Source organism: Eubacterium sp. AF34-35BH, assembly GCF_003477765.1.
Taxonomy (GTDB): Bacteria; Bacillota; Clostridia; order Lachnospirales; family Lachnospiraceae; genus Eubacterium_G.
Map to the genome: position 1 here is coordinate 253,179 of NZ_QUDZ01000002.1, position 26,901 is coordinate 280,079.

Genomic DNA, 26,901 nt, shown 5'->3' on the forward strand with positions numbered 1-26,901 from the left:
ATAAAAATATTGTTTTTCATATAAAATGTTCTCATATAAATTGCTTCCAAATAAAATACTATGCTTTTTCTTTCCACAAACCGTCAGCTTTTAATTTGTTCCAATCTGCTTCTAGAATTTTTGGCTTTTTACCATGGTATTTCTTTTCAGTCATATTCAAATACTTATTATTCATTAAATCGTCTAATGCAGCCTGAATTCGCTCTCTAGACACACCACTGTGTGCTGAAACGTTCTCAACAGTTTTTGAATAAGTTGCCATTTTGCGTCTTTTCTTTAAAATATATAAAGACTGTAAAATTGCGTCATAATAATATTTTCTTTCCTGATTTGATCTTGGCATCTCCACATATGAATTTGCTGAAGCTTTAAGCTTGTTGCTAAGTGAATGTTTTACACCATATACAATAACTTTTTTCTTAAGCTCTCTTAAATATTTTATTGCTAAATTAAAATGTGCATCCCCCGTAAATATTATAAATACTTCTGGTGAATTCTTCTTAGCAGCTTCACGATATATCGCATCCAAAATAATAAAATCTGTAAAGTCCTTGTCCACACCATCTTTTGTGCTGGCCGTATGGACAACATTTTTTGATAACTTTTCTAATCTTTCTAAATCTCTTTCAATGGAACTTCCATGAAAATCTCCGAAAAATGTAATTGACTTAACATTATATTCTTCTTTAAGTTCCTTGTACCATTCCTCAACGTTTGGACGCATTGCAAAAATATTTTTGTATCCATAATACCAGTGTTCGTAATCTACAAATACTGCTGCGGTACTTTTATTGCTAAATAATCCGCCTAACATGTTCTCCTCCTTTCTGTTTTTCTAGGCAAAATCTCATTTACCTATTATATTGATGTGCCAAACACCTATTATATTATAACAGAAAAAAGAAGCTAGGCAACATATAAGTCCTTTTGAGGCTAATGATGCTGAAAGCTCCTTTGCCATTTTCACCGAAAAGAAACAGCTATGGGCCCATATCAATGCTCATAGCTGTTTTGCTTTTAGGAGAGTTTTTTACCTCCCCTTAATATTTAGTCTATTTAATTATTCAAAATTATAAACTCTTAATTCTTTCAATTGCTTTAAGTGTATTTTCGTAAGTACCAAATGCTGTCAGTCTAAAGTATCCTTCTCCACTTGGTCCAAATCCTGAACCTGGTGTACCAACTATATTTGCATTTGTAAGAAGATGATCAAAGAACTCCCATGATGACATTCCATCAGGTGTTTCAAGCCATACATATGGTGCATTTACACCACCACTTACTGAGAAACCTGCGTTCTTTAATCCATCCATAATAACTTTTGCATTGTTCATATAGTAAGCAACCTGTTCTTTTGTCTGAGCCTTTCCTGCTTCTGAGTAAACAGCTTCTCCTGCTCTTTGAATAATATATGGGGCTCCGTTGAATTTTGTTCCATGTCTTCTTGCCCATAATGAATTTAACATAACGCCATTTGATTTTAATTCTTTTGGAATAACAGTGAAGCCAAGTCTTGTTCCTGTAAATCCGGCATTTTTAGAAAAACTTCTAAGTTCAATTGCACATGTTTTTGCTCCATCACATTCATAAATTGTGTGAGGCACATCGTCTTCTGAAATGTATGCTTCATAAGCTGCATCGTAAATAATAACTGCACCAACTTTATTAGCATAATCAACCCATTCCTGAAGCTGTGATTTTGTAATTGTAGAACCTGTAGGGTTATTTGGAAAGCAAAGATAAATAATATCCGGTGTCTCCTTTGGGAGTTCAGGTGCAAAATTTGTTGCCTTTGTACATGGCATGTAAATTACGTTGCTCCATCTTTCCTGTTCTGCTATGTAATCACCTGTTCTGCCTGCCATTGCATTTGTATCTACGTATACAGGATAAACCGGATCACATACAGCAATTTTATTATCAACTGAGAAAATATCACCAATATTTCCTGAATCTGACTTTGCTCCATCACTTACAAAAATTTCATCAAGAGCAATGTCAACACCTCTTGCCTTGTAGTCATTATCTCTAATTGCACTTCTTAAAAATTCATAGCCTAAATCAGGGGCATAACCATGAAATGTTTCTGCATTTGCCATTTCATCAACAGCCTTATGCATAGCGTCAATTACAGCAGGGCAAAGTGGCTGTGTTACGTCACCTATTCCTAAACTGATTACATCCTTATCAGGATTTGCTTCCTTGTAAGCAGCTACTTTTTTTCCAATATTAGAAAATAAATAACTTCCAGGTAATTTTAAATAGTTCTCATTAATTTTGTACATTTTTTTCAGTCCTCCTAAATATAAAATTAATTTAATCTTTATACATAATTTTCAGAATTGACTCTGCAGTTTCTACCATAGTTCTGCCACTATCCATGGCAGACTTCTGAACGTATCTGTGAGCTTCATTTTCTGACATATTATTTTTCTCCATTAATACTGCCTTTGCCTCATCCACAATGCTTTGCTCTTCTTTTGTTCTTTTTGGGGGTGATTTCTTTTTTCGTGAAAACTTTGCGTAAATATTATTTTGCATCATTTCAACTGAATTAAGAAAATCTCGAACTTTTATAGGCATCTCAACCATTGCCACTCCTCTTTCATCTTCAAGAAGTTTCTGTCTTGATGCAACCAAAAGCATTTCGAATCGTCCTTCAACATAATCCAAAATATCCGTGTACGGCATATCTGGCATTCTAAATCCACTGATAATTACTCCCTCGCCCAATGAATCTGCCAAAGTTATTGCTTTTGCCCCTGTGCTACAATGAAACACATTATCATAACCATTGTGCACAAGTAAATTACGAATAGCCTTGCTGTCTTCATTTTTTGGGAACACTACTATAATTCCTGCCAACTTTGCCTCCTACACTAAATGCGGTCCAAATATCTGTTAATTTCCCAATCTGTTACCTGTGAAGTATATTCCATCCATTCCTGTTCCTTTGCATTAATGTATTTTTTGTATACTTCTTCTCCAAGTACCTCTTTCATAAATGGCGATTTTCTCATTTCTCTTACAGCTTCATAAAGGTTCTTTGGTAAATTTTTAATACCAGCCTCTTCTCTTTCTGCATCTGTCATTGAGAAAATATCTTTTTGAACACTTTCCTTTGGTGTAAGTTTTCTCTTAATTCCATCTAAACCTGCTGCTAAACATACCGCAAATGCAAGATATGGGTTACAAGCACAGTCAGGGCATCTAAGTTCAATTCTTGTACCTGTTCCTCTTGCAGCCGGTACTCTAATAAGTGGGCTTCTGTTTGTTGCAGACCATGCAATATATGTAGGTGCTTCAAATCCCGGCACAAGTCTCTTGTATGAGTTTACAATTGGATTTGTAATAGCTGACATTGCACTCATATGTTCCATAATACCTGCTATGAAACTGTATGCTTCTTTGCTTAATCCATTTTCATCACTTGCATCTGCAAAAATATTATTTCCATGGCTATCCCATAAAGACATATTAATATGCATTCCTGAGCCACACATGCCATACTTTGGCTTTGGCATAAATGAAGCATAAAGTCCATGTCTTTTAGCAATAGTTTTTACAGTAAGTTTATATGTCATAATTCTGTCTGCTGTTTTTAATGCTTCACCATATTTAAAATCAATTTCATGCTGAGCAGGGGCTACCTCGTGATGAGATGCTTCAACTTCAAATCCCATTTCTTCTAAATTAAGAACCATGTCTCTACGTGCATTTTCACCTAAATCTGTTGGTCCTAAATCGAAGTAACTTCCATGTTCATGACTAATTGTTGTTGGATTTCCATTATCATCTGTATGGAATAAGAAGAATTCACATTCAGGACCTACATTAAATGTATAGCCCATGCTTGCTGCTTCTTTAATTACTTTCTTTAAAATATATCTTGGATCATTTTCAAGCTGTTTTCCATCCGGCTTGTAAACGTCACAAATAAGTCTTGCAACTTTTCCCTGATGTGGTCTAAATGGTAAAATTTCGAATGTATCATAATCAGGATATAGATACATGTCAGATTCCTCGATTCTTGCGAATCCTTCAATGGATGATCCATCAAACATTATCTTGTTATCTAATGCTTTTGCTAACTGACTTTTAGTAATAGCCACATTTTTCAATGTTCCAAAAAGGTCAGTAAACTGGAGTCTGATAAATTCTACATCCTCAGTTTCTGCTATGTTTAAAATTTTCTGTTTAGTGTATCCCATTTTTTACTCCTTCCAAAATAAAAATTTTTAATAAGATTAAGGGACAAGGTAACTAATATACCTTTTTGCGCTTACCCGCGATTTTAATTATAAACTATATTTTCCCTGTTTTCAAACTATATTCACTTTCCATATATATTCTATTGCAATTAGTTTAATTAAATTATAAAATATATCCTGACAAAAGAAAAAATGGAGAAAATATTAATGATAAATAGAAATAGAAAACAACTAGGGCTTGCAGCCTTTATTACCATAATTGTAGTAGCTCTTTTTTTGGCATTTACGCATGCCCCTGAAAGCAATAACAATGTTGCCGATAATGATTCTAACAATAAAATAATTACAGCAAATGATAAATTTACAGGCAATTTTAATCTAAAGGAAACTACTACAGAAGTTGAGTCTACTACGGCAAAAATGAAAGTTCACAAACTTTCAAAAAACAAAAAAGCAGCCAAAAGACTACTTAAGAAAACTGCCAAATACCGAAAGAAGTATAAAGACCGTTTACCATACATGATTACTGTTAATAGGGACGAAAACTTTGTTACTGTTTACACATTAGATAAAAACGGTGAATGTACCATACCATACAAAACATTTTGGTGTTCAACAGGTCTAAATCCTGAAGATACACCTCTTGGCACATACTCAATATACCAAAGATATGATTGGCGTTTAATGGTTGATGGAACTTACGCCCAGTATGCTGTTAGAATTTACGGACAGATTATGCTCCACTCTGTTCCTTACACTTCCGACTCTTATGACTCATTAGAGTATTGGGAATATAACAAAATCGGAAAACCGGCGTCCCTTGGTTGTGTCAGATTACAAGCTGGAAACATCAAATGGATATACGATAATTGTCCTGATGGAACAATTGTTACAATTTATAGTCAAAAGGGTGAAAAACCACTTATAAAAATAAAAAAAATTAAGAAGATTAAAAAGAAAAACAAAAACAGAAATTGGGATCCAACTGATCCACAAGAGAACAATCCTTGGTTAAAAAAAGAACCTGAGGAAATTACAACTGTTGCAGAAACAACAACTGCTGAATCGAAATTTAAAATAAATAACTCATTTTAAAATCATAGCGGTGTCTTTTACATTTGGCACCGCTTTAATATTATATTAGAAAGGGGATTTTGCATGGCAACTAAATATTACGCAGTAAAAGTTGGAAGAACTACCGGAATTTTTGAAACATGGGATCAATGTAAGGCCAGTGTAAATGGCTATCCGGGTGCTTTATACAAGAGCTTTAAAACTAAAACTGAAGCTTACAACTATATGGGTTGGAACGGAGAACAAATGGATATTTTCAATATGAATACTTTTGACCAAAATGACACTACTCCTATTGAAAATGAAAAACCTGTAGATAATGATATTCCTTTATCAAGTAGCACAAAAGCTGTGGCCTATGTTGACGGAAGCTTTAACTCAGTTACAAAGATTTTTGGATATGGTGTCGTTTTATTTCATAACGGCAAAGAAATTAAATTATATGACAGAGGCAATGATCCAAGCCTTGCCACAATGCGAAATGTTGCCGGTGAAATATATGGTGCCATGGCAGCAATGAAATACGCAATAAACCATAATATAAAATATCTATCTATTTATTACGACTACATGGGAATCGCCAAATGGTGTACCGGTGAATGGAATGCCACTAAAGAAGGCACAATCGCCTACAAGAAATTTTATAATAAAGCAAAAAAACACGTAAATATCACTTTTTGTAAAGTCAAAGGACATTCCGGCGACAAATACAATGATATGGCTGATGCTCTGGCAAAAAAGGCCTGCGGTGTGGAATAATCTTTTTGGAATCCACTCCAATTATTTGTTAGAAAGTCAAAAAGGTCTGTTAAATATTTAGTAAGACTCTAAATATTCAACAGACCTTTTTATTATTCATTCAATTATACAAGCCGTTATTTTACCTTCGCCTGTATAATTGTAAGTAATCAACTTTAAGACACATCCCAATATGTACATAAAAGTTGATTTACAACTTCTCTTTTATTCCTGTACAAACTTCAACAATTCTTCCGGCTTGTCAATAATAGCCATTGGCTTCAAACTTTCAAGTAGTGAACGTTCTCTAAATCCCCAACTACATGAAATACAATCCAAACCTGCATTCTCAGCTGTGGCTCTATCCACCTCTGAATCACCTACATAAATTGCTTCTGACTTCTCTGCCCCTAATAATTTAAGTGCCTGATTTACACTGTCAGGTGCCGGTTTTTTCTTAATGCCTGCTTCCTCATTTTCCCCAATAGCCACCTCAATATAATGTTTAAAATAAATATCATTTAATTCGCGAACTGCTTCATGGGCCTTATTTGATACTATTGCCATCTTAATTCCCATATTATGTAATTCTTTTAATAATTCCATAATTCCAGGATATGCACATGTTTTTATCTGACAGTGTTCCTGATAATAATCCTTCTGACACTTAAACATTTCTTCAAACTGTGGATTATCCTGACCATCCGGAACCGAACGCTCAACTAAAAGTCTTAATCCATTTCCTACATGCTGTCTGACAGTATCTACACTGTCTTCTTTCAATCCATATTTTCTCTGCATGTAATTAACAGAATCCGCAAGATCCTCTATTGTATTAAGTAACGTTCCATCTAAATCAAAAATAATTGTATTGTACATTGTTTCCTCCTAAAGTTATTATTATTTTTCTTTATATTCAATATTTAAAAATTAATTTCTAATCAACAATACCTTTATTTACTCCCCTGTTTGCTTTTTATTTCTTTTTTGAGTATAGCAGAAAAAGGTTCTTCGGTAAACTCGTTTTCTATTCGCTTTTTCCATTAAATTCTATCTTTTCAATCTTGGATATATCCAAAAGATTTTTGAACTTTAAAATGTACTGATAGCTTTTAGACTTACCCTTATATACCTCTGAGCTTTCGTGTGCATTTGTGCCAATGTCTTTCTTTGTGTTGATAAGTTCTTTCTTTCCTTTATCGGTGTAAACAACAAGACTCATTCCTGCACTCTTTTCTTTTGCTGAAATTGAAACGCCTAAAGGTGAAATTTCTACTGTTGTATCCCCATCCTTATAAGTTTTTACATAATTTGTGTCTTTAATATTAAAATTATATTCTTTTCGTGTTTGGTAATCCCCTAATTTCACATAGAAATCCTTATCCTTATCTTTAATAAAATCCATATATGCGTATAAAGTATTGCCTTTGATTTCATAAGTTGTATTATTTGATGCACCCACTTCAAAATATAGTCTTTGATTTTCACCAAATCCTATACCTGAGCATTGCCCTGAATCGTTTAAGTTAATTTCCGGTACACCGTTCTCTTTTTTTATTTTAAATAGTAAATAGCCTACCCCTGTTTTGCTATCATACAATTGCTGGTCTAATTCTATAGAATATTTCCCTATTTTTTTAATTTCATGAGGTGATTCTAACAATTTACCAGCTACATTGGAATCTTGTCCTTTAAAGAAAACCGAAAATATACTTTTGTTTCCAACGTTATATGTAATAATTTTTGTAATAACCAGAATTGCAATTAAAATAATTGCTACACTTCCAATAATTTTTATAGTTTTTTGTTTATTCTTCATTAAATTTTCTCCCTCAATTTCGTGGGAATTTCCTATTACAAAAAACAAGTTGCCTGAATCTGCTAATGCTGCTTTAATTCAACATTTCTATGCATATCAAACAACCTGTTTTTTAATATTTATAGTTTATACTTCACTTTTAATTAAAGCTTATATATCTATTTAATTTACTGTCTAACTTTAATATGTGTTTCTCTTAACTGCTGTTCTGTAACTTCGCTTGGAGCACCACACATTAAGTCCTGAGCATTACCATTCATTGGGAATGGAATAACTTCACGAATGTTTTCTTCATTTCTAAGAAGCATAATCATTCTGTCCACGCCTGGTGCCATACCTGCATGTGGTGGAGCACCAAACTGGAATGCATTGTATAAAGCTCCGAATTTTTCCTTTAAGTCATCTTCTGTGTAACCTGCAATTTCAAAAGCCTTAACCATGATTTCCATATCGTGGTTTCTAACTGCACCTGATGATAATTCAACACCGTTACATACAATGTCATACTGGTATGCAAGAATATCTTCAGGATCCTTTGTCTCCAGTGCCTCAAGACCACCCTGTGGCATTGAGAATGGATTATGTGTGAAAATCATCTTCTTTTCTTCAGGATCATATTCATACATTGGGAAGTCATTAATGTAACAGAACTTATATGATTTCTGATCAATTAAGTCAAGTCTCTCACCAAGTGCTGTACGAATCTGTCCTGCATAAATTGATGCAGTCTTTTCTGTATCTGCAATAAAGAAAATTGTGTCTAATGCTTTAAGACCAGCCATTTTTCTAATTTCATCTTTCATTTCAGCAGGAATAAATTTGTCAATTGGTCCCTTATATGAACCATCTTCTAATACTTCTAAGTAACCAAGTCCACCCATACCAATGCTCTGTGCAAACTTAAGCAACTTCTCGTGGAAGCCTTTTGATAACTTCTGTTCAACCTTAATTGCACGAACTGTCTTTCCGTGGAAAGGCTTAAATGTACATCTTTGGAAGAAATCAGTTACATCGATTATTTCTAATGGGTTACGAAGATCAGGCTTATCTGTTCCGTACTTAAGCATAGCTTCTTTGTAGCTGATAATTGGGAATGGAGTCTGTGTTACTTCATAACCTTCAGGTGCAAACTTGTTAAATGCGTCTGCTAATACTTCTTCACCAACTCTAAATACATCTTCCTGTGTTGCAAAACTCATTTCAAAGTCTAACTGATAGAATTCTCCAGGAGATCTGTCAGCTCTTGCATCTTCATCTCTAAAGCAAGGTGCAATCTGGAAATATTTATCAAATCCTGACACCATAAGTAACTGCTTATACTGCTGTGGTGCCTGTGGTAATGCATAGAATTTTCCTTTAAATTTTCTACTTGGAACAATGTAATCTCTTGCTCCTTCAGGTGATGATGCACAAAGAATAGGAGTCTGAATTTCTAAGAATCCCATTTCTGTCATCTTCTGTCTTAAATAAGAAATAACATTTGATCTGAAAATCATGTTATCTTTTACTTTTGTATTTCTAAGGTCAAGATAACGATATTTAAGTCTTACGTCTTCTCTTGTTTCCTTTGATGTCATTACTTCAAATGGAAGCTGTCTGTAAGTCTTACCAAGTACCTTAACTTCCTTTGCTTCTAATTCAATTGTTCCTGTTGGAATCTTTGGATTGTATGTTTCTTCATCTCTATGTTCAATAGGTCCTTCTACTGAAATACAATCTTCCTTACTAAGTCCTTCAAGAAGTGATGTGTCACGCATAACTACCTGCATTACACCATACATATCTCTAAGGTCAATAAATGATACTCCACCATGGTCACGAATGTTTTCAATCCATCCGGCAATTTTCTTTGTTTCACCAACGTTTACTTCGCTAAGCTGGTCAATTGTCACATCACGATAGATGTTGTTTGTGTTTACGTCCATTAGTTTTCTCCCTTCAAATTGTTAATGAGTGTTTTTGTTGTTTAATTGCCTGTATGTAACAGAAAGATGAAACTCAACTTTGCTTATATATTTATTTGAAGTTTTAAGTTTAATATTATTAAATTTAATATTATTTAAAGCAAGAAAGATTCATCCCTTTTCAGAATGAATCTTTCTTAATTATATCTATATCATTCATCCTGAAAACAATTATTCAGGACGAACATGTTGTCCGCGGTACCACCTGATTTACTGCCATGCAGCCACTCTCTGGTTTAAAAACCTTCCGATTATCGCTCGGTGACGGCTCTCCTACTAAAACACATCTGCTTCTACAACTATTTCCAATTCTGTTTCAAAAAACTGTATTCAAGTTATCCGTTATAAATATTATCCGGATACTCTTAAATATCCAATTAAATATGTTCTTTCAGATTGCAGCTCCGGAGTGTTATTCACATTAATTCATTCTACAGAAATTCCACCATCTTCTGCTCTCTATAAGCGATAATTAAAGCTACTTCTCTCTTTCAACGCCATTAAAACTGATTATATTATAATAAAAAAACATTGTCAAGGTATGCAATCCCTGTGTAGCGGTCCTTAAATGTCCCACCACACAAAGGAAAACCACATTCTTCCCTGACAATGTTTTTGTCTGTAAAATTCATTTAGCTTTTCAATTGATTTTTACATTTTAACTTTAAAATTATTTTTAATTTTTACTTAAAAGTTACCTTTTTAGCCTTACCCCATTTTCCGTAAACTTTCTTGCCTTTTATAATTCTATAGAATCTTGCTTTTACATAATATTTCTTATTTGGTTTAAGTTTCTTATAAACAAAGCTTATTTTCTTTGTTCTAATTTTGATAACTTTTTTACCTGTAAATTTCTTGTTTGTAGCTATTCTTACTTCATAGCCTTTTGCACTCTTAATTTTCTGTAACTTTATGGAAATCTTCTTTGATGATTTCTTCTTTACAGCCTTTTTAACTTTAACAATCTTATTTATAACTTTCTTTGTTACCTTAGGTGCTTTTGTAGTAGGTGTCTTTTTGCCTGTTGTTACAACCTTAGATGTTGTTTCAGCTGTTGTGCTAACTACCGATTCTGTAGTTGTGTTGTCTTCTGCGCTTGTTGTTTCCACTGGTGTTACATTATCTTCCGTACTTGCCGGTTCTGTAGTTGTGTTGTCTTCTGCGCTTGTTTCTACCTTTGTTATATCATCGCCTGTTGTTTCCACTGGTGTTACATTATCTTCCGTACTTGCCGGTTCAGTAGTATTTGATGTCACATTTTCTGCAGTTGTATCTGCTGATGTTGCCTTTTCAGTTGTTGTTTCTTTCTCAACTTCAATTTCCACTGTCTTACCTTCTGTTTCGAAGCCATTTAACTCAGCTGTAATCTTAATAGTATGTTTACCCGGTTTGTCAAAAGTATATGTAATTGTAGAAGCTGCAGGATATTTGTTATATAGTCCACCGTCTACATAAACATTGTAAATCTGTCCTAATCTAATCTGTTCTAAATCCTGTTTCCACATAACTGAAACAACATTTTTATTCTGCTTAGCAACAGCAACACCTTTTACTTCTAAAGGTTTAGCCCACTCTACATTAATTACTGCCTGTGACATAAGAATTGGTGTTTTACCTTCACCATCAACATAAGCTGTAACAAAATATTTTCCTGCCTTGTCAATATTTACGCTGGCATTACCGTTTTTATCTGTTACAACATTCTCAAGTGTTTCCATTTCTCCTGTTGTAACATCAATAATTGCTACTTTAGCCCCTTCAATAGCATGTGTATTTGCATCAATTTTAGACTGTTCACAAGCTCCGTACCATGCATAATTATATCCCTTTAATGATAAATTAAATGACTTATCAGTTGTAATTTCATTAGTGCTTAATGTAATTGTTGAAAGGTCATCACTGTAAGATGCATCTTGTAAGAAATAGAAATCTGCTGTATCTCCATCGCTTACTTTTGCCTGGTCTACAGTGTAGCCTGTATAGTATCCATCAACCAATGTATCATTATGTGGATATTTTTCATTAACTGCATACATAAATGTTGACGCATCTTTTCCGAATGCTTTTGAAACCATAGTTCCATACTGGTTTGCACTAACTACAAGGTACTCATCTGCTGTACTTTCAGTAAATTTGTCACCGTATAACTTTTCATGTTCAGCAACAAGTACGTCTAATGCTGATACACTATCCTCTACTGAATCTGTAAATCCATAAGATTCAGCTAAATAGCCGTTTACCACAATAGTGTCTGAAACTGCAATATATTTATTTTCTGATTGAACTCTTACTGTTACTCTTGCATTTTCATTTTCTAATATACATTTATCAAAGTTTTCATTAGAAATTTCTGCCAAACCATTTAATAAATCTTCTGTGCTATTATCACTTAAAATTAATTCTTCATATTTTGAAGTAATTTCCTTTATGTCCTGTTTAGCATTTTCACCACAGTCATCTAAATCTTTTCCTGTAGCATATTTGTATAACAAGGCATCATTATTATCAAAAGTATAGCAGTCTTCTTCTTTAGTATTACTTGCCACTGTACCGCATGTAACACCATCTTCTGAGATACCATAGCAATTCTTAGCTGTACCATATTTTAATGAACCTACAACTGAACCAACTGTAGTGCTGTTTACTTCTGTTGTTACTTTTCCAAGAGAAATACAGTTTTCAATAACAGATGTTGTAGAACCATTTCCATAACCTACAATACCACCAATTGTGCCACCTGTTTTGCTTTCAACAGCTCCTGTATTAATACAGTTTTTAACAGAACCTGATGACATTTCTGCTACTATACCACCTGCAAATCCTACAGTTGAATATACTTTACCTTTGTTTACACAGTTTTCAATATTACTGTTTGTTCTGCCAACAATACCTGCTGCATTTCTATTTCCTGTAATATTTCCTAAGTTCTGTGAGTTTTTAATAACTGTTGTTCTTGCATAACCTGCAATACCACCAATATAATTCCATGTTCCTTTTTCGTAATCTTTAATAGATACATTTACATTTGATGTTATGTTTGTGAGTTCTGAGCTGTCAGCATAAGCTACAACACCACCTGTGTATGCAGATGAAACTGATACTGTAGAAAGAGCTGACACTAAAACTTCACCATCTACTGAAAGGTTAGTTATTTTTGCTCCCTTTATGTAACCGAATAAACCGCCATAAGCTCCTGTTGCTACCTTGGCTTTTTTCTCAAATCTAAAATTATAAATCTTATGATTATTTCCTTCAAAGTTTCCTCCGTAGTAAACATATTCTGTTCCACCGTTGAAATAACCAATCTGTGGGAAATTATGGCTTGCAAGGTCAATATCCTTTGTTAATTTTCCATTAATTGTTGATGTTGACTTAGCTGCCACTGAATTTACTTCCTGTGCGAACCATGCAAGTTCTGCACCGGTGCTAATTAAATATGTACCATCTTCATCTTTTTGTGGTTCAGTAAATGTCTGACCGTCCCACGCATTTTCAGTTGCCTTCTTTAATACAACATTAACTGTATATGTACCATCTACAGTTTCAGTCTTTGAACCTAATGAGAATGTGCTGTTTGAAACTACATAGCCCTTTGCATCAATTGTATAATAGTATTTTCCATAACCAAGTGCTGTAAAGTTAGTAACGTCTTCATCAGCATTCTTGTCATGAACATTTATGTCATAATCTTTAATTTCATTTCCCTGTTCATCTGTAACTTTAAAATTAACCCCGTATGTTACTTTTCTTTTTACAGGAACGCCAAAATCTGCAATTGTAGAATGCTGACCTGTTACATTAACTGCATTAAAACATGTGCCTGCACCTGCATCTGTTAATGTATACATAAATGCCCATGCATTTGCATAACTATACATGGACTGTAAATTAACAAATCCATTATTTATTTTGTACTCTGTCTCTTCTTTACCTTCTTCAAATGTAACATCTTTTGGTACTGTAATTTCCAGTGAACCATTATCTGCAACCTGATACTGTGAAATTAAACCAGTGTACTGATTGTTGTCTTCATCATAACCTACAACCTGTAATATTACCGGATTAAAAATTCCTGAGATTTTAGGAATTGATCTGTATAATCCGTTAAAAGTAATTTTTACTTTGTCACCTGGCATAATGTCTTCACCTGGATTTGACATATTTTCATAATTGATTTTGATTTTTGCAGCTCTTACTACCTGATAGTCAACAGAGCCATTATTAGAAGTAACCTTAATAATATTGTTTCCATCTTCAAGTTTAACATTATACGTGCCATCTTCATTAGCTGTTATTTCTTCACTATCACCTAAACTACTGTTCAAATCATCTGTTGTTTTAACAGGTGTAACTTCAACTTTGGCAATTCCACTTTTCGCTGTTGGAGCAATGTTCATAGTTCCTTCTTCTTTGTCAAAGAAAAATGTGTCATAATTCCAACACCAATTTTTACCGTTATTATTTTTTACACCAACGTCTAAAATATCAGAATCCTTATCTCCAACATTAATTACAACAATACCTGTTCTCTTTGGAGAAATTGCAGGGTAAAATCCGCAACTTGCTGAACCTTCCACATCAATTGCATTGTATGTAACAGCAATTACTGCTATGCCGTCTTTTACACCTGTAATATCTAACCAGTTGCCTTTTCCATTAGTTCTGTTATCTTCTACTTCCTTAATGTTAATGCAGTCTTCCCCTGATAATACCTGATAATTAAAGTCAGGCTCTATCATAATATTTCCTGCATCGCTGTTTATAATTTCCCAAACTCTGTAAGCTCTAAGTCTGAATGTATCATTTACATTTAGATTTTTTACATTCTTATCACTTACATTCATAATTAAGTTTGCTTCATCCCTTTTAATAACTGTGCTACCTAGCTTGCTAAAATCATGACTGGTAACATCTTTTCTGTCTAAATCAACTGAAATCTTAGCTGACTCTTCACTACCAAGGCTCATATAGCCTGCCTTAGTTACATAACCGTCTTTTGATACACGATAAGAATAATTTCCATTTGATTTTGGCACATAGAATGACCAGGTTACTGTTCCATCTGAATTTGTTTTCTGCTTATAGCTTTCAATTTCCCTGTCATTAAAGTTATTCATCTGGAAGAAAACCTGCGCCTTTGCTTCATCAGGTACTGTAATCTCTGATGTAATTCTTTTAGCCACTGCTGCATTCCATGTATCTACAGAATAACCTTTATTTACTGTCTTGTTTATTCCATATCCATACATAAGATCATAATTGTCTGCAACATCATCATTTGGATTTGAAAAATAATTATAAAGACAGGCATTGCCCTGCGCAATAAGCATATAAGGATAATATGTAATATTATTTTTTACAATAGGTGTGCCCGGTGTTGCAATACAATTATAATATGGACATACTACCTGCGTTGTGTACTGGTCTTCTGTTAAATAATTAGTTCCATCGTATTTACTGTTTGAACCAACATTTGCACATTTAATATACACTGACTTTGAGTCATAACCTGACTGGGTAACGTTTGATGCCATTGGAATATTAACATTCATACCACCCATTGGCACAGTATAGTCATCTGTGCTTTCATCATAGCCATAAGCTCTGTATGAATATGTGGCTCCAAGTAAAGAAGTAGTGTATACTCTATACTGGCCGCTGGCATCTATACCATTGTCAGTAATTTCTATTTCATCATCTTCATTAAATGTATCATATCCATCTCCATCATGACCTGTTGTTTTGTATAATTTAATTTTGGGATTTTTATTTTTTCCATTATTATCCTGTCCAACATAAAATGTCATGTTATATACTGTTGTTTTAGGATCTTCCACTGTTAAATCCACAGTGTAAGTTTCCTTAGAAAATTCTCCTGTTGACTTACAATACGCCTTCCAAGTGTACTTATATCTGCCTGGAGTGTTTTCTGTTACGGCATATTCTGACAAACTACTTGCAAAACCTATTACGATTTCTGAGAAGTCTGATGCTTCTGACCATTTTCCACTTTCTTCATCGTAAACACTTCTGCTTTCATAATAAACCAGACTATGTTTTTCACTATCTGTAAATTTTGCTCCTAAATTTGGCTTGTAACCATTGTAAATATAAGTTGTATCCTCAACTTCACTTTTCACATTTTTACTTAATGTAATACAAGCCGCCGTTGTTTCTTCTGCACTTGCAATTGTCACGTTGTTAAATGACATCCCTGATAGCATTGATAATACTAACAGTAAAGCAAGTAGCTTTTTTCCTACATGTTTCATCTCTTTCTCCTTTTTTATTTTTTTATTTTTAAGCTTTTAATAGCTGAAAAATCACCATAAATTTTCTTTCCACTAACAATTCTGTATCCTCTAATTTTGTAAGAATACTTTTTGTTAAGTTTCACTTTTTTGTCTAAATATGTAATCTTTTTGTTAGTGGTTACTGTTTTAACAACTTTAAATTTCTTACCTGTTTTTTTGTAAATTACATATCCGCTACAGTTTTTGTTTCCCTTCCATTTAATTTTTATGTATTTCTTCTTTGCTTTAGAAAGCTTCACTCTCTCTGTTTTTCCTAGCTTTGACTTTGCCTGTATAGCAGAAGCTTTACCTAAAATTATTCCCATCTTGCTATTTGAAATTTTTATGTATGGAATAACTTTATATTTGTAAGTTTGTCCAACTATAGCTGTTGTGTCTTTGAAATTTAACTTTGTTATGTTTGCAACTTCCACATACTTTCCTGCTGAATTCAATTTGTAAACTAAATATCCATCAGCCTGTTTTAAACTATTCCAACTTATGTTTATTGTTTGGAATAACTTATTATCCCATTTTGTTTTCAACGGATTTTGGCTGAAATATTTAGCTGCTACCTGTTTGAAAGTTGCCTCAGCTTTTGTTAGTTTTCCGTAGTTGCTAACAAGAAATTCTAATGAACTATCTAAACTGTTATAAGCATTTCTTGCATTAAAAATTGCCTGTTTGGAATTTATTGTAATATTGTCGCCAATTAAGTTGATTTTGTTTACAACATTTGATGCCTGCTTTTCCCCTGCCTCGTCAATGACAGTTATGTCTACTGTGTCAATTAAAGGCTCAAATTTTTCATAATTCTTTAATTCATCGTTATACAAAACATGTTCAAATGACACTTCTATGTCTGTCATGTTGGCTGTTAATTTTTTGTTTTCCACAGTAACGTATTTTGTAATATCTCTTGTTTTTCCATTTGAATAAAAAGCCGTAACTTCCATACCTGTAGAGTCAAATGTTTCACCAGCCTTATAAACTAATTTGTCAGGCTTCTTTGTAACCATTATTTTGGTTATTTTACTGCCAAGAGCCATCATATATGCCGAGTCATTTTTGAAATACATTGTTCCGTATTCATCAGTTATCAAACTACATATTGCATAGTTTGCCTGTTCACCCTTTGGTGAAAACAAAACATTGTAGTCATTTTCGTCTTCGTACTCGCTGTCCCTTGTTATAATTGCTGAGCTTTGACCCGGTTTATCTTTCAGAACTCTTACCTTACCTGGCTCATAGTTATCTATAAAATAAACATAGGTATAGCCGTCCTGTTGTTCATAGCCTGTTGTGGCAAGTCCACTTGTCTGTGGATAACCTCTTGTTAAAAGGCTGTAAGCTATGCTCATATTCTCTAAATCTATAACTGCAATGTGGTGCCCTGAGTTTACTCCAAACTGCTCGTTACCCTTTACACCAACATATGCCCGCCTGTTTGCAATTACAGGTGTGGATGTACTTGCGCTACCAAGGTCTGTTTTCTTAATCTCTTCTATATTTCCTTTGGAGTCAATTTTTGCACAACAGAAATCTCCTCCTTTTGATGTAAAATAAAATCTGTCAGTATCTTTATCATAGGTAATGGTGCTTCTCACATCACCTCTAATGTCACTGTATTTTGAAATTACTTTTCCTGTTAATGGATTTAATACAAGCAGTGAGCCATTTCCTGTCTCGTCTGCACTGGCTCCATCATCTGTTCCAACTACCAGATAATTATCATTAACATAACTGCCTGCCCAGTAAAACCCACCTTTTGAAGTATATGTCCAGGTTGCTTCTTTGCTTTCAGTCTGATTACCTGTATTTTCATCTGTAGCAGAAAGACAAACATAATTAGCAACGCCTGTTTCACCATTCCAAAATCCCGTGTACACATAACCATCGTGATATGTAATTGGCGAATTAGGTTGACCATGTAACGGATCTTCATAAACCCACAAAGATTCCAATGTATCCGCATTAAACACCTGTACGGCACCACTTGCCAGTGCCACAAAAATCATTCCATCTCCATAAGTTGGTGGTGTAATATTAAAAGCTGAAGTTCTAATCATGTGGCCACTTTTAATTACCTCTCCTGTAATTGTATTAATTTTTACAACTGATGTTGCTGTAGTATAAACCAAATCTTCCCCCACAAGAATTGGTGAACTTGGTGCTCCACTGCCATAGCCCTTGCCTACTTTTTTTGCCCAATACAACATTGAGTTTTTGTAATCTGTAGCAGTTAATGAATCTGTTACTGCATTATTGTCACTATTACCTCTGAAATTACTCCACTGAGATTTAATATTTTTGTTTATTGTTTCATTATTCTGAGCTTCCCTTAAAATTCCATTAATACTTGAAACTTCCCCTGCTTTAAAAGTTCCATTTTTAGATACATAGCCATTTTTTGTGATTACATAGGAGTACTCTTCGCCCTGAAGTAAATTCTCAAGAGTATATTTATCTTCAGTAACTTTTTCACTAACAATTGTTTCTTTATTTGAATTTTTTACCTGTAAAACACTTTCTTTCGTCAATTCAAAATCTACACTTACAAGTTTTGTTTTATTAATTTTTAAGATGTATAAATTACTTTCACAGCCATCCTTTTCAAGCTTTATTTCTACATTGTTTTCTGTGCTAACTGTGTAATCATTGCCACTCTCTGTTTCTTTTCCATTTATGTAAACCTTGTATTGATTTTTCATATAAGGAACTGCCGTTAAAGTAATTTCCTTTAAACTTTCAGGTATGTTTATTTCATATTCATTTGTGTTTTGGTCAAACTGTGGTTGTAAATCAATGTCGTTATCCCTACTTTTTACAGACAGATTTTTCAATGACAGCTTCCTTATAATATTAAAAGTGTAATTTTCTTTTTTATTTTTATAAGTTGCTGTTATTGTAAATTGATTTCCACCTGCTCCTGTTTCAATTATCCTGTTAAGTTTCTTTCCAAGTTCATCGTCTCCAACAATTGAAACTACCCTGTTTTCTCCATTTATGTCTGTATAATTTACTACTATCTCTGCGTCATTAATTCCACTGTTGTCTAACGCTGCTCTCACACAAACTGAGTTCTCATAATCGGGTATTGTAATGTTATATTCATTTCTATTGTTTTGAAACTGAGAATCCAGGCTATACTTTAATGCGTTATCTGAAACACCATTACTTATTTCTATGTTTTTTATAATGTTGCCGGTGTAGTCTTCCACATTTTCTGTAGTTACATCAGGATTTTTTGTTCCTGTTTCAGTATTAGTCTCCTGACTGCCCGTACTTTCCTGTGGTGTTGTACCTGTTTCACCTGTATCTTTTTCAGTAGATGTTTCCGTTACTTCCCCGCTGTCATCACTTACATTTATTACTGCAATAGGCGGTGCCACACAGGCATTTCCTGATGACAAATTATAATTTTCATAAAGGGATGTAGATGACACATAGTAGGTTCCCGGCTTATCAAACGATAAATTAATCTGACCCTTATCATCTGTTGTGCCAAACCTTTTCCAATTATCATTGTTATAATCGGCTACTGCCTGAGACTGTTTGCAATACACAACATCTTCCCCCGGCATCTTTTCTCCCACAAAAGTTGAGCTCCCATCATTTGCCGCATTAGTTGCAGTGCCTCTCATTGTAAGGCTGATGTTTTCATTGGTTTTAATATTGTATATTCCTGAGTCGACACTATTTGTACTTTCACTTGTAAAATAAGCAAATGCCCCTGTGTGGTAAAAGTCCCAATCAGAAAACATTGCCACATCAATTTCCATACCATCTTCTAACAAAATATAGTCTGATGTAGAACCCCATCCTGCTGCCTGTAATGGATAAGAATGATTTACATAATACATAAGGTTTTCATCATGGCCCCAGAATCTTGTCATGTACAGACTTGTGGCAGAACCTGATATGCTCATTGCATCCTGAGTGCTGTCATTAGGAATGAATTTTTCTCCATTAGGCAAATAATATTTTTCCAACATTTTTATAAACAAGTGTAGTAATGTTGGCTGTTCAACAATCTTATCGCTGTTATATCTTCCGCCATCTTCAAATGAATCTGCTTCATATCTGTAATAGTCTTCCAAACCATACTCTGCCAAATCAAAATAGCTTATGGTTACCGGAACATGACAAAGAACTGTTTCATTATCATCATTTCCCGTTACAAATTTTCCATCTTCACTTAAAGTAAAATAAACGGTAACTGTTTTCTTACTGCCTTCCGTTTCAGCCGCTGACACATTACTGTAACCGGAAAAGCATGTTGTAACTACTAATATTAAAATTAACAGCAAAGAATATATTCTTTTTTTCATTACTACCTCCTATTTGTAAAGCTTCCATATTTTGAAACAAACTTCCATCTGAACTTTTGAACCGGCTTTAAACCTGCATACATATTAAACCTTACATTATTAACATAAGCTTTAACTTTGTTCACTTCATTCACATATGTTTCTTTGTTACTGTATCTTGCCTTTTCATATAAATTGACAATTTCTAAATATGTGTTATTGTCTCCTGACTGATACTTAGCTAATGTTTTTTTATACTCACTTATGTTGCCACATTGAACTTTTGCAAATATACGCAATGTGCTAACCATAAATGAAACATAATTAATAACTGTTCTGTTATTGTCCCCATTTTCAAAGCTCTGTCTGATTTTTCTTCTTAGTATATAGAGCCTGATTTCATAAGCTACCACAAAAAGTATTAACAAATTCAATAAGGCAACAATAGAATAAATTAATTTCTCCTCTTTATTATCTTTAACCTTTTTTTCTTCTACTTCATCATCTAAATGCTTATCCTTATTTACGTTTTGAATTGTCTGCTTATCACCACTATTAGAATCATTATTGTTGCCTGAAATACTATCATTTGTTCCCATTAAATCTCTATATTTACTGTTAGTTTCAAATGGAATCCAGCCGATTCCATCCTGATAATACTCTGCCCAGCAATGATAATTAGATTGTTTAATGTTAATTGTTTGATTTGCCTTAACATTTTCTATATCTTTTTTGGTAATTAAATAACCTTTTACATATCTTGATGGAATTCCAAAATACCTAAACATTAAAACTGTAGCTGTTGCAAAATCTTTATTATTACCGGTTTTGTTTTTCTCTAAAAACTCTGTAAGAAAACTTCTATAATCTTTTATTTCTTCTGACTTTTCATCATAAGCTATATTTTTATTAAGAAAATTTACAATTGCAGATTTTGCATCACCATAAGATTTTCTTTCAGTATTGTTTTTCAAGTATGTACTTAATAATTGCTTTTCAGTATTAGTTAATTTTAAATAATTCTCATATACAAATTGATTGTAATACTTTTCCTTTACCATATAATCTGTTTTGGTTTGTAATCTATTTAATTTATCAACCATTTCAGAAAAATTATTAACTATGTTTTCACTTACAATAAATGTATAGTTTTTCTTTCCATAAACACCTTTTGACTCAAGACTTTCATCGCCAATTCTGTTTTTATTTTTTAGTTTTTCATTATCAGTAATATATTCATAAGGCGTGTATATGTATTTAGATGATGCCCCTACAACACTAACTGTCATTTTGTTTTCTGACTTTTCTCCAAGTAACTCCTGTTTTCCATTTGCTAACTGGCTTTGTCCATAGAAGCTGTCTTTATGTAACCAATAAAATAAATTTGAATATTTGTATAAAGTCTTTTTGTCTGTGCTTTCCCAGCCTTTGTCTGTAAAATCACCTGCCACAAATCCTTTTAAATAATAAACCTCAGGCTTAGACATTTTCACTTTTAAGGCTATGTTGTTCTTTCTGTTGTATCTAAAGTTATCTATTTGTTCTGTTAAAATAGAATTTACTTTCTTTATACTGTTTGCCTTACCACCATTCTCATTCCATAAAATATTGGATATGGGATTTATTAACACACCTATTATTAGCACTGTGCCAACTACTATTATTTGTGCTTTCCACCTAATGGTTGCCTTACCAATTGTTTTATTTAAATAAATTGCCATGTTTGCAAATAGAACAATGGTCATCCAAATTGTACTTTTGTTATTTCCAAACACCCCCTGTAAAACCAAAATACTAATTCCAACAATAAATAAAGGTAATAGTCTTTCGCTGCTTATCAACACATGCAGTGTTAAAATTAACAGCAAAATAAGTACAAGAAATATTACATCCATACTTCCATTAGAAGTCAGCTTATATTGTGAAGTTATCACTCCGAATTTTTCTCCAACCATATTTCCAATTTTATTTAGAAATACTTTTCCATTCAGACCAAAGGATGTGATTTTAAAATCTAATAAAGTTATCAAAAATCCACCTGTTCCTATTAAAAGAATAAGTTCCAAAACGTTTCTCAAAATAGCTGTTGATTTACTAGCTTCCGTATTTAATTTTTTTAAATCAACTGTACTTTGATTTCTCATTTTTTCACCTTTCTGTGTTAGTTAGAAACAACAATCACATTTTCATAATATAGTTTTTGTTCCTGTAGCTTCTTTTCAAAATCCACAAAATAATCCTTATTGCTGTCAACATCTAAAACTTTCAAAAGATTTCCTGTTAAGTCTTTTTGCTCTGTTATTTTATAAGTTATCCATTTTCCTTTGCTACACCAGGAAACACTATGAGATATATTTTTTTCAATTAAACTTTTGCTAAGGGAAAACAAGCGTTGTCCTAACTTGTCCCAAGCTTCATAGCTTTCCTGTTCATCTACATTATTAAAAAGTATCATTACCAGGTCTTCTGTCTCTTTTGACATTTTCTTAACCATAGGTGTTTCATATTTACCTGTTAATTTCCAATGAATATTTTTTATGTTATCTCCCTTAACATACTCTCTAATATCGTACATTTCACCGGAAGAAGCACTGTTACTTTCCACAAATTTCCATGAATCTATGGCAGTTGTTCCACTACTTTCTTTTATTTTTATATTTGTTGTCTCTGGCAAAATAAACATTTTACATATATTGCCTAATATTCTTCTGTTTGAAAAAATCCCCCACAAATCAACTATCTCTATATTCTCAACAGCTATGTTTATGCAACCACAATATTCCCTGCTAAGTCCTAATGGGATTTTCTCTGTTTTCTTCATGCCCATAAAAGTGCTAATTGTTACGGCTTTTTCCTCTCCGGTAAACTTATTTTTTATTTTGCAGTTAGCCTTAATTTCACTTAAAGGCAATAAATACTTTAATTTAATTATTAATTTTCCTTTTGTTTCTTTTTCCTTACCGGCAATTCCCGGAAACTTTAAATCTACACTAAGTCTCTTAAGGGCAAATCTGCCATACAATAAGGAAAACACTTCTAATATTATTAGTACCAATGCAATTGTGAGAAATAATGATTTTTCACACAAAATTCCCAACAGCAAAAGAAAAATTAAAAATAATATCCATAAGATTTTTTTTATTTTCATAAGGTTCCTATCTTTTTTTAATGTTGTTTTAAATATTAATTGTCACACTGTTTAGAATTTCTTTTATGACTTCCTTAGAATTTTCATCATCTAACGGACTATTATTAAACACCATTCTGTGGCAACACACATCTTCAAATACATAGTCAACATCTTCCGGCACAACGAAATCTCTGCCTTTCATTAAAGCTCTCGCCTTTGCCATTTTGCAAATTGCCAAAGCTCCTCTTGGGCTTACACCTAGACTTACCAGTTCATATTCTCTTGTTTTTTCCACAAGACTGCTTATATATTCATAAATTTCCTGAGATACGAAAATATTTTCTGCAAGGTTTTGTATGTCAATTAATTGTTCTCTTGTGACTACTGTTTTAACTTTTTCTAACGGATTTTCATGGTGTCTGTCTTTCATAATTTCTATCAGACTCTCTCTACTTGGATAGCCCATGTTAAGTCTTACCATAAATCTGTCCAACTGAGATTTTGGAAGACTTTGTGTACCAATCCAGCCTGTTGGATTCTGAGTTGCAATTACAACAAATGGATTACCTGTTTCTCTTGTGACTCCGTCCACTGTGATTTTTCTTTCTTCCATTACTTCCAACAATGCCGATTGAGTTTTACTTGAGGTTCTGTTAATTTCATCTGCCAACAAAAGATTTGTCATTGCACACCCTTCCATATACTCAAAACTTCCGCTTTCTTTGTTATAAACTGTAAAACCTGTTATATCTGAAGGCACGCTATCCGGTGTAAACTGCATTCTTTTATAATCAAGTCCTAAAACCTTACTAAAAGTTAAAGCTAAAGTTGTCTTTCCCACTCCCGGCACATCTTCCAATAAAACGTGCCCTTTGGAAATTATTGCCATTAAAACTTTTTCCACAATTTGATTCTTTCCTTTAATTACTTTTTCAGCTTCAGTAATTATGTCTTTTAACTTTTCATTTATTTCCTGATTTGTTTTTTCAATCATACTTATGTCCTTTCATTAATTACACCCAATCTTATTCTTTTATTTGAGATATTTTCACCTGTTGTGCTTCATTACTTTTCAAATAGGTTTTATATATTTTTTCATCTTATTACTTCAAGACACTTTTCCTTTAATTCTGAATAAAGCTCTACTTTAATATGTAATATCGTACTTGTCTTTTATTCCATAGGATGTGCCTGACTGATTATATCCACCAATATCTTTGCCATAAGCCAACGTATATCTAATGAGAATATTGTCCCCATCCTTTGGCTTATATTCTGACATGCCATACTCCTTAAATTCACCATTTACGCAATATGTCCAACCTGAACCCTGACAAAAATCAAACTCTGACAGACTATCCATATCGTATACATATTTTCCGGTTGCAGGATCTATATTAAACTGTAAACCGTCTTCTTGAATTTCTTTCTTTAGTTTATCGTCAATTTTCCAACCTTTTAATATCCCTGGTCTGCCAATTGACTCCAAATAAAATCCTGTGCCTGTTGTCCCTGTGTTAGTAAATGTAAAGCCACTTCCATCCATTGCTCTTTCAAACACATCTGCTGCACTGTCACCATAATAAATGTCAACTTTCTTAGGTTTAAGTAAAACGCCTAAATGTATAACCTTTGCATCTATGCTGACCGTTGCAGTTCCTATTACTGTTCCCTGATCTATGTATGTACATTTAACTTTATAAGTAAATACTTTATATCTTCCCTGATTGTCGGTTAGCTTAATTTCCAAATTATTAATTCCATTTTGTAAATTAAGTAAATAACCAACATATTTTGCAGACCAGCGATATTGAATCTTTTTGCCATTTAACTTAACTTCTATTCCATCATAGTAAATCCTGTTATCTTTATAGTCCTTGGCGCCAATGTACAACGTAAAAGTTTCTCCATTAATATCCATTCCATCTTTTATATTTATGTACTCAAGAATTGGTTCTGTATCTTTTGTAGCCAATGGCACATATTTAACCGTGTATGTTTTATTTATTGAAACACCACCTGTGTCCACTGCTTTCAGTCGTATGGTGTTGTTTCCAATTTTTAACTTCGTACTGTAAGCATTTTGGCTACCTTCAATAATATCTCCATTGACAATTACTGAAAGTTTCGCCTTACTACTTCCATTTCTAACAAGTGCAAAAAAGCTTATTTTATCTGCATTAACTGTCTGATTTTCCAAATCTGTTTCGATTCCGAAACCTTCCTGATACTTTAAAACAATTTTAAAAGTTTTTGTTATTTCATATTTGCCATACTTTCCTTTGGCAATAATTTCATTTTCCCCTTCTTTTAATACAACAGAATATTTACCATTTTCTCCAGTTATATTTTTGCCATTTAAACTAAGAAACATTTCTCCATTATTGTTTCCCATTTTTGCCAGTGCAAAAAATTTAAAAATCGGTGATGATACTGTTTGATTTTTCAAATCCGTAGATATAAAAAGATTTTCTGTGTCTACGTTTACTGTATATTTTTTCTGTGCATTTATTTCCTGACCATCTTCAGTTCTGTATGTAATGCTAATTCTTATTTCATTTGCGCCCTCTTTTAGCACAACTCTGCCATCAAAATTAGTTACAACCATTTCATTTACATAAACCAGTTGTTGCTCAACTGTAAGACTATCTATTAAATGCTTTATCTTAAATGAATATTCATAAGTTGATATTGTTTCTCCATCCTTAATGGTTGTGGAAAAATATTCTTTCTTAACTTTTTTATTTTTTACGTGGGATACATATTTTCCGCCGTCTTTTCCCGGCCCGGTATTAGAAGGGTTGCTTCCTCTTGATTTTTTGGAAGTGTTATTTAGATTTGTGTTCTTATTACCTATATTTTTTGTATTCTGATTGCCTTTATTATTATTGTCGTTTCTATTATTCTCTACATCGTTACTTCTGTTATCAGTATTGTTACTACTATCGTTATCTGACTTATCACTTTTATTGGCAGTATTGTAATCGCTGTTGATATCTGACTTATTACTTTTATTATTTGTGTCTTCCTGATTTTGTGAATTATCTATATCATATAGATTCAGATTACTGTTTTCATAAACTTTGGACGTATCTGCCAGTTTATCTTTCATTGGATTGTCCGGCACATCCCCCCGATTATTAATTACATTAAATGTAGTAACAATAACAGCAATAACCGTAATTATAACGACTATATTATTTATTAAATTTTTGTATTTTTTCTTATCCATAGTCGCTCCTGATTACTTTTATCATAACAATTAGCTAAGTTGTAAATTCTCTTACATAGATTAAATCTCTGCTTATCAAAAACTATATTTTTGAAATAATTTACTATAAAAAGGCAACAAAAAAACACAT

The 26,901-nt window shown here is 33.0% G+C and carries 15 protein-coding genes; 2 read left to right on the forward strand and 13 right to left on the reverse strand.

Going from position 1 to position 26,901, the window contains the following annotated elements; translation table 11 throughout:
• Nucleotides 1-58: 58 nt before the first annotated feature.
• The 4 genes from DWZ69_RS03175 to glnA all read right to left on the reverse strand — a co-directional run bounded on the left by DWZ69_RS03175 (nt 59) and on the right by glnA (nt 4,211).
• On the reverse strand, nt 59-814 hold the full coding sequence (locus tag DWZ69_RS03175) for an NYN domain-containing protein (RefSeq protein WP_117998635.1): 756 nt from the start codon (nt 812-814) through the stop codon (nt 59-61).
• Nucleotides 815-1,070: 256 nt separating this feature from the next.
• A complete protein-coding gene (locus tag DWZ69_RS03180) occupies nt 1,071-2,285 on the reverse strand; it encodes an LL-diaminopimelate aminotransferase (RefSeq protein WP_118436126.1) in 1,215 nt (404 codons plus the stop codon).
• A 31-nt stretch (nt 2,286-2,316) separates the two neighbouring features.
• Nucleotides 2,317-2,865 (reverse strand): ANTAR domain-containing protein, encoded by a 549-nt coding sequence (locus DWZ69_RS03185; RefSeq protein ID WP_117998637.1) that lies wholly within the window; start codon nt 2,863-2,865, stop codon nt 2,317-2,319.
• Between the two features lie 14 nt (nt 2,866-2,879).
• Complete coding sequence (gene glnA / locus DWZ69_RS03190) at nt 2,880-4,211, reverse strand: type I glutamate--ammonia ligase (protein WP_022165746.1); 1,332 nt, start codon at nt 4,209-4,211, stop codon at nt 2,880-2,882.
• Nucleotides 4,212-4,418: 207 nt separating this feature from the next.
• Here glnA and DWZ69_RS03195 point away from each other — a divergent pair, with 207 nt between their 5' ends.
• Complete coding sequence (locus DWZ69_RS03195; protein ID WP_158573354.1) at nt 4,419-5,306, forward strand: L,D-transpeptidase; 888 nt, start codon at nt 4,419-4,421, stop codon at nt 5,304-5,306.
• Nucleotides 5,307-5,369: 63 nt separating this feature from the next.
• Nucleotides 5,370-6,044: a ribonuclease H family protein gene (locus DWZ69_RS03200; protein ID WP_118436130.1), complete on the forward strand. Its 675-nt coding sequence runs from the start codon at nt 5,370-5,372 to the stop codon at nt 6,042-6,044.
• Between the two features lie 204 nt (nt 6,045-6,248).
• Here the strand turns inward: DWZ69_RS03200 and DWZ69_RS03205 are convergent, their stop codons facing one another.
• The 9 genes from DWZ69_RS03205 to DWZ69_RS03245 all read right to left on the reverse strand — a co-directional run bounded on the left by DWZ69_RS03205 (nt 6,249) and on the right by DWZ69_RS03245 (nt 26,771).
• Nucleotides 6,249-6,902, reverse strand: a complete 654-nt coding sequence (locus tag DWZ69_RS03205) for an HAD-IA family hydrolase (protein ID WP_118436132.1) — start codon at nt 6,900-6,902, stop codon at nt 6,249-6,251.
• Nucleotides 6,903-7,050: 148 nt separating this feature from the next.
• The gene (locus DWZ69_RS03210; protein WP_118436134.1) at nt 7,051-7,842 is read right to left on the reverse strand and encodes a hypothetical protein; all 792 of its coding nucleotides are present in this window, start codon (nt 7,840-7,842) and stop codon (nt 7,051-7,053) included.
• A 167-nt stretch (nt 7,843-8,009) separates the two neighbouring features.
• Complete coding sequence (gene aspS, locus DWZ69_RS03215) at nt 8,010-9,767, reverse strand: aspartate--tRNA ligase (protein ID WP_118436136.1); 1,758 nt, start codon at nt 9,765-9,767, stop codon at nt 8,010-8,012.
• A 722-nt stretch (nt 9,768-10,489) separates the two neighbouring features.
• Nucleotides 10,490-16,078, reverse strand: a complete 5,589-nt coding sequence (locus tag DWZ69_RS03220; RefSeq protein WP_118436138.1) for a hypothetical protein — start codon at nt 16,076-16,078, stop codon at nt 10,490-10,492.
• 14 nt (nt 16,079-16,092) lie between these two features.
• Nucleotides 16,093-20,430: a cadherin-like beta sandwich domain-containing protein gene (locus DWZ69_RS03225; protein ID WP_118436140.1), complete on the reverse strand. Its 4,338-nt coding sequence runs from the start codon at nt 20,428-20,430 to the stop codon at nt 16,093-16,095.
• Nucleotides 20,431-20,432: 2 nt separating this feature from the next.
• Nucleotides 20,433-22,553 (reverse strand): transglutaminase-like domain-containing protein, encoded by a 2,121-nt coding sequence (locus tag DWZ69_RS03230; protein ID WP_118436142.1) that lies wholly within the window; start codon nt 22,551-22,553, stop codon nt 20,433-20,435.
• A gap of 17 nt (nt 22,554-22,570) precedes the next feature.
• A complete protein-coding gene (locus DWZ69_RS03235) occupies nt 22,571-23,557 on the reverse strand; it encodes a DUF58 domain-containing protein (protein WP_118436143.1) in 987 nt (328 codons plus the stop codon).
• A 28-nt stretch (nt 23,558-23,585) separates the two neighbouring features.
• Nucleotides 23,586-24,533, reverse strand: coding sequence for a MoxR family ATPase (locus DWZ69_RS03240; RefSeq protein WP_118436145.1), 948 nt, complete (start codon nt 24,531-24,533; stop codon nt 23,586-23,588).
• Nucleotides 24,534-24,686: 153 nt separating this feature from the next.
• Nucleotides 24,687-26,771: a DUF4430 domain-containing protein gene (locus DWZ69_RS03245; RefSeq protein WP_118436147.1), complete on the reverse strand. Its 2,085-nt coding sequence runs from the start codon at nt 26,769-26,771 to the stop codon at nt 24,687-24,689.
• Nucleotides 26,772-26,901 lie beyond the last annotated feature (130 nt).

Coding starts and splice junctions, on each gene's coding strand:
- DWZ69_RS03175 (WP_117998635.1), bottom strand. CDS start 814: ATGTTAGGCGGATTATTTAGCAATAAAAGTACCGCAGCAGTATTTGTA.
- DWZ69_RS03180 (WP_118436126.1), bottom strand. CDS start 2,285: ATGTACAAAATTAATGAGAACTATTTAAAATTACCTGGAAGTTATTTA.
- glnA (WP_022165746.1), bottom strand. CDS start 4,211: ATGGGATACACTAAACAGAAAATTTTAAACATAGCAGAAACTGAGGAT.
- DWZ69_RS03195 (WP_158573354.1), top strand. CDS start 4,419: ATGATAAATAGAAATAGAAAACAACTAGGGCTTGCAGCCTTTATTACC.
- DWZ69_RS03200 (WP_118436130.1), top strand. CDS start 5,370: ATGGCAACTAAATATTACGCAGTAAAAGTTGGAAGAACTACCGGAATT.
- DWZ69_RS03205 (WP_118436132.1), bottom strand. CDS start 6,902: ATGTACAATACAATTATTTTTGATTTAGATGGAACGTTACTTAATACA.
- DWZ69_RS03210 (WP_118436134.1), bottom strand. CDS start 7,842: ATGAAGAATAAACAAAAAACTATAAAAATTATTGGAAGTGTAGCAATT.
- aspS (WP_118436136.1), bottom strand. CDS start 9,767: ATGGACGTAAACACAAACAACATCTATCGTGATGTGACAATTGACCAG.
- DWZ69_RS03220 (WP_118436138.1), bottom strand. CDS start 16,078: ATGAAACATGTAGGAAAAAAGCTACTTGCTTTACTGTTAGTATTATCA.
- DWZ69_RS03225 (WP_118436140.1), bottom strand. CDS start 20,430: ATGAAAAAAAGAATATATTCTTTGCTGTTAATTTTAATATTAGTAGTT.
- DWZ69_RS03230 (WP_118436142.1), bottom strand. CDS start 22,553: ATGAGAAATCAAAGTACAGTTGATTTAAAAAAATTAAATACGGAAGCT.
- DWZ69_RS03235 (WP_118436143.1), bottom strand. CDS start 23,557: ATGAAAATAAAAAAAATCTTATGGATATTATTTTTAATTTTTCTTTTG.
- DWZ69_RS03240 (WP_118436145.1), bottom strand. CDS start 24,533: ATGATTGAAAAAACAAATCAGGAAATAAATGAAAAGTTAAAAGACATA.
- DWZ69_RS03245 (WP_118436147.1), bottom strand. CDS start 26,771: ATGGATAAGAAAAAATACAAAAATTTAATAAATAATATAGTCGTTATA.